At 42.3% G+C, this 7,618-nt stretch carries 7 protein-coding genes; all 7 read right to left on the reverse strand.

Annotated features, from left to right (window positions below; translation table 11 throughout):
* Nucleotides 1-137: 137 nt before the first annotated feature.
* Nucleotides 138-701, reverse strand: coding sequence for a DUF2059 domain-containing protein (locus JMW61_RS14090; RefSeq protein ID WP_194197042.1), 564 nt, complete (start codon nt 699-701; stop codon nt 138-140).
* 12 nt (nt 702-713) lie between these two features.
* Entirely contained in the window at nt 714-1,805 is a 1,092-nt protein-coding gene (locus tag JMW61_RS14095) for a cation diffusion facilitator family transporter (protein WP_194197041.1), read from the reverse strand.
* Between the two features lie 174 nt (nt 1,806-1,979).
* Complete coding sequence (locus JMW61_RS14100) at nt 1,980-2,525, reverse strand: acyl-CoA thioesterase (protein WP_194197040.1); 546 nt, start codon at nt 2,523-2,525, stop codon at nt 1,980-1,982.
* A gap of 77 nt (nt 2,526-2,602) precedes the next feature.
* Nucleotides 2,603-3,013 carry a DUF2177 family protein gene (locus JMW61_RS14105; protein ID WP_201552023.1) on the reverse strand — a complete coding sequence of 137 codons (411 nt, stop codon included), beginning with the start codon at nt 3,011-3,013 and terminating at the stop codon, nt 2,603-2,605.
* A 200-nt stretch (nt 3,014-3,213) separates the two neighbouring features.
* Nucleotides 3,214-4,668, reverse strand: a complete 1,455-nt coding sequence (locus JMW61_RS14110) for an SAM-dependent methyltransferase (protein ID WP_201552024.1) — start codon at nt 4,666-4,668, stop codon at nt 3,214-3,216.
* A gap of 122 nt (nt 4,669-4,790) precedes the next feature.
* A complete protein-coding gene (locus JMW61_RS14115; RefSeq protein WP_201552025.1) occupies nt 4,791-5,744 on the reverse strand; it encodes a DUF1365 domain-containing protein in 954 nt (317 codons plus the stop codon).
* Between the two features lie 40 nt (nt 5,745-5,784).
* Nucleotides 5,785-7,515, reverse strand: a complete 1,731-nt coding sequence (locus JMW61_RS14120; RefSeq protein WP_201552026.1) for an NAD(P)/FAD-dependent oxidoreductase — start codon at nt 7,513-7,515, stop codon at nt 5,785-5,787.
* Between the last annotated feature and the right edge of the window lie 103 nt (nt 7,516-7,618).

Genomic DNA, 7,618 nt, shown 5'->3' on the forward strand with positions numbered 1-7,618 from the left:
CAGATAACTTACCGAGCATTTGAAACGTAAGTTTAAAACATAAAAAGGTCGCCAAATATGGCGACCTTTTTTATGCTTATAGACTTTTATATAAACGATTTCTGGAGTGAATGAGTCTAGATTAATAAGGCTTTACATTACTCTTCAAGTTTAAGGGCTTTAATATCTGCAGCCATTCTTGGCATAATATCTTGCACCTTTTCCATAGTAGACTCCATAACAATAGGCATTACTTTTGCCATATAATCTTTCATCATATCAGGCTGTTTATCAATGATACTTTGGCCCGTTTTGCTACTATAAAATGCTATCTGTGCATCAACCTCTGTTTGGTCAAAGTGCTGTTTCGCTGTTTCCATATAAACCTTGATAACTTGTTGATTCACGCTGTCCCTGTCGCTGTTGTCTGTCATCTCTTTACTATATTTACTGACAATACCTTCTAGACGTTGGCGCTGATCTGTACTCAAATTATCAACCGGCAGCGAAGATAACATGGACTGCGTCACTTGATCTGTGATGCCGCTATCACTAGACATGTCATTCATCATCTCAACGACCTTAGTGACCTTAATAAGTTTTAATAGAGAGGCCTCCGTCGGTACTGCCGCTTGTACAGATAGCATTGGCACCGCCATCAAACTGACAGCACTAATACTCAACGAGACAGCAAATACGGTACTTTTTAGTAGAGTTCTCATATGATTATCACTTTATGGTTTGTTAGGGCGTGTTGAACTATCCGGTAAAGTCAAAACATCTGCATCTGGTACGGATAGTGTCAAGATAACTTCTTGAAACAATGCGTCTTTGCGAAATTGGTTTTCGATAGCTTCAAACTTATGAGCGATTTCTCTCTCTTTTTGATTACCGGCAATGTCTACTGCCGCTACCATAAATATTTTTTTTGGTCCTACCCACTCTAGATGTAAGTACGAGACACTGTCAATATCTGAATGTTCGAGCAATTCGCTCAATGCGTAGTTATGTATTTGCTCTGATACTTTGTAACCAACCAAAAAGTCACGGTTACGGCTAATCAAAAATATGGCTACAGCGCCCAACAATATGCCAACGATAATAGAGCCTAGTGCATCCCAAAATGGCTGTCCAGTATAAGCATGCATGCCCATCGAAGCAGCAGCAACTGCCAAGCCAATGACAGCGGCCAAGTCTTCAAAGAACACACCACGTAACGTTGGGTTAGATGTATTGATCACATAACCGATGGCACTGACATTAATTGCCTCACCATGCTTTTTGCTTTGTAAATAAGCTTGCCCTAACGAAAATCCTTCGAGCACAAACGCGACCGCTAATATAATAAAACCGATGGTGTAATTGGTCTCGCTCTCCGCCGCATTCCACTCAGTGATACCCGTATAAATGGAGACAATAGAGCCTGCCATAAATACACCAAAGGCGGCAATCATCGACCAGACATAAGATTCCTTGCCGTAGCCTAGTGGGTGACTACTATCCGCAGGTTTGACTGCCTTTTTTTCTGCGACAATGAGCAAGGTGCCGTTGCCTGCATCTGCCCAAGAATGCGCGGACTCAGCTATCATAGAAGCAGAACCTGTCATAACTGCTGCAACAGTTTTTGCAATAGCGATAACGAGGTTAGCCCCGACGGCAATCAATACCGTCGTCAATGAGCCAGAGTGTGGCTCACTTTCATCGGTGGCAACATTAGCAGCATGATTAGAGTCCACAATACCCATACCAGCACCACGTGCGATTCGTGTTGTTGGTTGAGCGATAGGAGTGTCTTGCGAATTGGTTTTTGGCGGCTTCAGATTCATAGTAGCCTCGATACAGACGGGTTAAACATAGATATTTAGATACTCAACGATATAGTAGATTTAGGATAATCATCCTACGATAATCATCCTACGATAATCAGATACATACTTAGAAACTACATACATAGGAACATAGGAACAGTAAATTAACCCCTTACCTATATTCCCATTATTTTAACGTTCATGCTCACCATCGAACTCTCCGACCATCTCTTTTAATTCACAGCTTGGACGATGCGAGCTTTGCATACGCAAATTTTTACGATCTAATGCAGCATCAGCACGGCACTGTTGCAGGTTGTTTTTAATCTCAAGTGGTGGCACTGCTGTTGGCTTACCTTTATCATCGATAGCGACCATCGTGAAGTAGCAGCTGTTGGTATGACGGACTGTACGACCGCGCACATCTTCCGCTTCAACACGAATGCCAATCTCCATCGACGTATTTCCCACATAGTTGACACTGGCAGCAAAGGTCACCAGTTCACCCACATAGATAGGCTCTCGAAACATCACTTGGTCGACAGACAGTGTCACGACATAGTTACCGCTATACCGGCTGGCACAGGCATAGGCAACCTGATCAAGCATCTTTAACAAATCACCACCGTGCACATTGCCAATGAAATTCGCCATGTCGGGCGTCATGAGTATCGACATATATAGCTCACTGTTTAAAGGAGCTTTTTGAGCAGATGTGCTAGTGTTAGATTGCGGCATGATGATCCTTATTTTTAGAAATTTTTATGTGTATATATTTGCATGCCAGTATGACAGATTTGATGACTTAATAATATTTAGCTGAGCCAATGAAAGCGATAAGCCAACCATGCAACAACAGCGCTCACTGAACCTGTCAAGATGCCACCCCAAACAAAATCTACCAACGCCGTATCTAAGGTAAAGCCTTTATACAGTGCCAAGTTAGTAAAATCATAAGTACCATATGCCATCAGCCCAATTAAACCACCGAGCAAAAATATATGACCAATTGAAGCACCTGCTTTGATTTGCGGATACAGCACCAAGATACAAAGTGCCAATATATAAAACATATAAAACACGCCCGCAGCCATCATGTTTGGCTCATCAGCCAATAGATGACCGATACGCGACTCATAAAAGGCTCCTTTCATGGTCGTCAGCCAAACAGCATCGACACCTAAAAAGATAACCACAGCGGCGAGATAAATGAAAACGTAACCCATGATATTACCTCTTATAAAATGAATAAAAACGTAGAAAATTATAATGTCGATGAGGCGTTAGCGGTGACACGATATCCTGGGTTCCTTGATAGACGCGCTACTCAAACAATATAAAATATCTCAGCAAGTAGGTCTCAAACGGTTAATGCGTTATGAGACCTTACGAGCGCTAAAACGAAACCATATCCACATCAAAACATTTACACAGTCGCGGTGTCTGCCATGTTTTCATCATTAAAGACTGTCTCATCGTTCAAAACTGTTTTATGATTTAAGACGGCAGCTGGCAAATCAGAGAAGTGCATTATATCGATGTTGTTTGGCTTCACTGCTGTCAACTGCACCACACCGATAGTCCGCTCTAAAAACCCACCTTCACAGTAGCAAAAGTAAAAGTTCCACAGTCGAATAAACGCTTCATCATAACCAAGTGCAACTATCTCTTCACGCTGCGACATAAATGCTAAGCGCCAATCTCTGAGCGTATGCGCATAATCAAAGCCGTAGTCATGAAGCTGCTTAATAACCATATCAGTCTGCTCAGTAAACTGTGTATTGAGCTCTTGGTTAGATAACAGACAGCCGCCTGGGAAAATATGCGTTTGAATAAAATCGACCGAATGGACGTAGTCTTGGTAGTTTTGATCGTTGAAAGTGATTGCCTGCAATACCATCAATCCTGTTGGCTTGAGCAAACTATTACATTTAGCAAAGAACGTCGGTAAATATTCATGACCAACGGCTTCAATCATCTCGATACTGACTAATTTATCATATTGTCCCGTAAGCTCACGATAGTCTTGCTTGAGTAGCGTAATCTTATCAGACAGCCCAGCTGCTTCGACTCGGCGCTGCGCCTCGCCATACTGCGCATCAGAGATAGTTGTCGTGGTAACTTTACAGCCATAATGTTTGGCAGCATAAATAGCAAAACCACCCCAACCAGTACCGATTTCAATCACATGGTCATCAGCAGTCAATTGTAGACGCTGACAAATGAGCGCCAGTTTATGCTGTTGGGCATCGCTAAGAGACACATCGGGCGTACGATATACCGCTGACGAGTACATCATCGTGTCATCTAAAAAACGCTGATACATGTCATTGCCCAAATCATAATGGGCTAGAATATTTGACTTGGAGCCAGACTTATCATTGCTACGCAGCTGATGCTTGGCTTTTTCAAAGGCTTTACTGACGCCTGCAAAACGATTCTCTAGTTTATTCAATACGGCCAAGTTACGAGCCGCCAACCGAATCAAACCCGTCAAATCATCCGTATCCCATTCGCCGTTGATATAGCTATCTGCTAGCGCAATAGAGCCGCCAAGTAGTAGTTGACGATAGACAGCTGGATCATGGATGGTCAAGGAGACATGTAAAGAGTGACGACCCACTGCAGAACTACTGGTTACCGTAGTAGACTCACTGCCAAAACAGCTTGTCTTAGGCGCCTCATTACCGAACGATTCAATGAGAGTAAGGCTACCAAACTGTATATGCTGCAACGCGCGAAATATCAACTTCCTTGCCATTTTATTGACCCCGCCACTGACGGGTTTTAAGACAGCGCTCTCATTGACCACTTTACTCATCTGTGCAGTTAATTTCTCTAATGTTGAAACAGGTGCTCGATCGGTCAGTCTGGCTGGCATCGTGTATTTATCCTTGTCTAAATGCTTTATTGGTTGGTCTAACATTCATGAGATTTTGGGATTATTAAGGGCTTTGAATTGCTAATGACTTTAAATAGCTAATGGCTGTCTTTTGAGATGTTTTATTTTTGCTGTTGGCTATCTGCTAGCTTTTCATCATAATTAATATAAGGGACTTTTTTGAACGCATAGAGTTTAAAAGCATGCCAGTAGATACGAGTCAAAGAAGTCAGATTCATCACTGGATTCTGTCGTAAGCTTTTGCGAATAGAGATGTCAGTCATTGGTACGCCAGACATCTTTATACCCGTCTTTAGCACTTCACCACGCTCATCACTGATATTGATCGCTATACGAACTTGCAAACAGTTATCTGGCTGTTTTTTTACCTTAACCTGCCAGCGATAGAGCTGATCGATGGGATTAAAAGGTGAGACATGAAAATCTTTATCATGACAAAACTCCGTGTCTTCACCGTCGAGTAAAAACCCATAACAATGACGCTTATCCCATGGTGTATTGGTTACTTCAGCCAATAAATGAGTTGGTGTCTGCTGCTCATCGAAACCTAAATAAAAATTGACTGGGCTGAAGTACAAGCCTGCATTACGACAGACTAGCAAACCAATCATATCGCCGGTCGGTGAGCTACCTGAATACTCAACGAAAGCATCACGCAGACGATGATTGAGTGCTTGAGTAGGATTTAAAGCAACATTGCCATTGGTACCGTCGTTGTTGTCGTTATCTTCATTGCCGCTTAAACCCTCTAATTTCTGCAAATAATCATCTGGGCAAAACTGCTGCAAGGCTTTTTTATTTGCTGAAAATAATGGCAATCCTTTTGCTAAAAGTCGTTTGAATGGTGATTTCTTTATTAGACTATTTTTGGCAAAAATATTTTTGCTTACTTCAGGAAGTGCCTGCCCTGCAGCTAGTGCGCTGATATTGACGCCCCAATAGCGATACGGGTAGACAAATTTATTTACACTTGGCAGTAATCGGCTGTGCCATGTTGTCCCATGGAACAACTGATGTGGTAAGGCATTATTAGACGAGTAGTCTTCGTTAGACATAGCACTCTCTTTAGTGGTGTTTTTTATTTTAATTCTAAAATTACTTCGAGTTACGATAGCCAAATAAGCCACGTTTTTTCTTCTGACCACCATCTATGACGGTAGACTGTAAACGCTCAGCATACTCAACCAGCTCCTGATTGGTGGTCGCTGTGATAACTTCACGCTTATTAAGTTTACGTAACTTGGTATCTGCCTTTACTGGCATGTCTTTATAACGGAATGGCGTATGAGCACTATCAGCATCAGGCAAGTGAGTCGGATCAACGTCGTCTTTTATCTCAATATCATGGCCCAATGCCTGACAGACACGTAGACCACTGCGCACACCATCTTCATGAAAACCATTGAACCAATAGGCACCGCAAAAATGTGTATGCAAGCCGTTACCAGAGATACTTGACCATTTGGTTTGAGCATCAATCATCGCAAGGTCAAAAACTGGATGGCTATAATCGATGCTTTTGATGACTTGCTTGTCATCTATATTTTTATCAATAGTTCCTGGATTAAGCGTCACTAGATAATTATGCTGTTTGGTGAGTCGCTGCAGGATATTCATATGATAGGTCAGTACGGGCTTAGCAGGGCTTTGTACGCTTTCAGCAGCTTGCTCAATCTCCGTCGTGCTGCCCGATGCTGTTTCATCAATGAGGTAGTTCCAACTTGCCCATGCCAACGGTTTTTTAGGTAGAACGCTGATATCGGTATGAAGTACGGCGGTATTTTTAGTAAAGCGGAAATGCCCTAGCACTTCAGACTCTTCTGTACTGGCATCTTTTAAAATCTTTAGCGTGGTATCTGCATGACAAGCAAAGACAACTTCGTCAAATACAAGATTTTCGATCTTGTTATCAGTGTTACCTTTGTCCTGAACCGTCAATAATACTTGCTCACCATCGCGAACTACCGACTGTACTGGGCTGTTTACTCGTACCTCGCCACCCGCTTTGATAAAGCGTGGCACTAACTTATTAACGTACTGTTTTGAGCCGCCTTTAATCGTGAACCACTGCGGACGATTGACCACATCGAGCAAGCCGTGGTTATCAAAGAACTGTGCAAAAAACACCAATGGGAAATCTTGTACCTCATCCAGACTGGTCGACCAAATCGCAGAGACCATTGGCAGCAGATAGTTGTCTGTGAATAGATTGTCATAGTTTTTCTGTGTGAGGTAATTACCAAGTGTTTGCTCAGTGAAGGCGCTGACATCTTGCCCTTGAGCACGTGCCATTTCGTAATCTTGGCGTAGCTGCTTGATGTGCTTGTTGAACTGTAAGATATCCTTGATAAATCGCCAAAATTTTGGATTGAGCACGTTTTTACGCTGTGACAATAAAGTGTTGAGCGTATGACCGTTGTATTCAAAATGACGTGCGGTATTTTTTACCGAGAAGCTCATGTCTGTCGATTGGAATGGTATTTTTAAGTCGTATAACAACCGAAAGAAGTTAGGATAGGTACGCTCGTTAAAAACAATGAATCCCGTGTCTATCGCACTGGTTTCCACATTGCCTGTTTTTGCTTTTTTGCCATCTTGGAGTGCCACATCAATCGTATTCACATGCCCGCCGATATAATCATTGGCTTCGAACACTGTCACGTCATGTTGTGCCACGAGGTAATGAGCACAAGTCAATCCTGACACACCCGAGCCAATAATAGCGATACGCTTTTTGACTTGGGCGGTAGACGTATTTTTCAAAACGTTGCTGGCTTCGTTAGAGACTATTTCTGTGTTCTTACGTTTACGGCGGATAAACGACATACATGCGTTCCTTTCTAAGTTTTTACGATCTATTTTTAACAATCTGTTTTAAAGACTTGTTTTTAGCGATTTATTTTGAACGATTCTTTAGGGCGTGTCTTCA

The sequence above is a fragment of the Psychrobacter fjordensis genome (assembly GCF_904845995.1).
In the GTDB taxonomy this organism is placed as follows: Bacteria; Pseudomonadota; Gammaproteobacteria; order Pseudomonadales; family Moraxellaceae; genus Psychrobacter; species Psychrobacter fjordensis.

Coding starts and splice junctions, on each gene's coding strand:
- JMW61_RS14120 (WP_201552026.1), bottom strand. CDS start 7,515: ATGTCGTTTATCCGCCGTAAACGTAAGAACACAGAAATAGTCTCTAAC.
- JMW61_RS14095 (WP_194197041.1), bottom strand. CDS start 1,805: ATGAATCTGAAGCCGCCAAAAACCAATTCGCAAGACACTCCTATCGCT.
- JMW61_RS14090 (WP_194197042.1), bottom strand. CDS start 701: ATGAGAACTCTACTAAAAAGTACCGTATTTGCTGTCTCGTTGAGTATT.
- JMW61_RS14100 (WP_194197040.1), bottom strand. CDS start 2,525: ATGCCGCAATCTAACACTAGCACATCTGCTCAAAAAGCTCCTTTAAAC.
- JMW61_RS14115 (WP_201552025.1), bottom strand. CDS start 5,744: ATGTCTAACGAAGACTACTCGTCTAATAATGCCTTACCACATCAGTTG.
- JMW61_RS14110 (WP_201552024.1), bottom strand. CDS start 4,668: ATGCCAGCCAGACTGACCGATCGAGCACCTGTTTCAACATTAGAGAAA.
- JMW61_RS14105 (WP_201552023.1), bottom strand. CDS start 3,013: ATGGGTTACGTTTTCATTTATCTCGCCGCTGTGGTTATCTTTTTAGGT.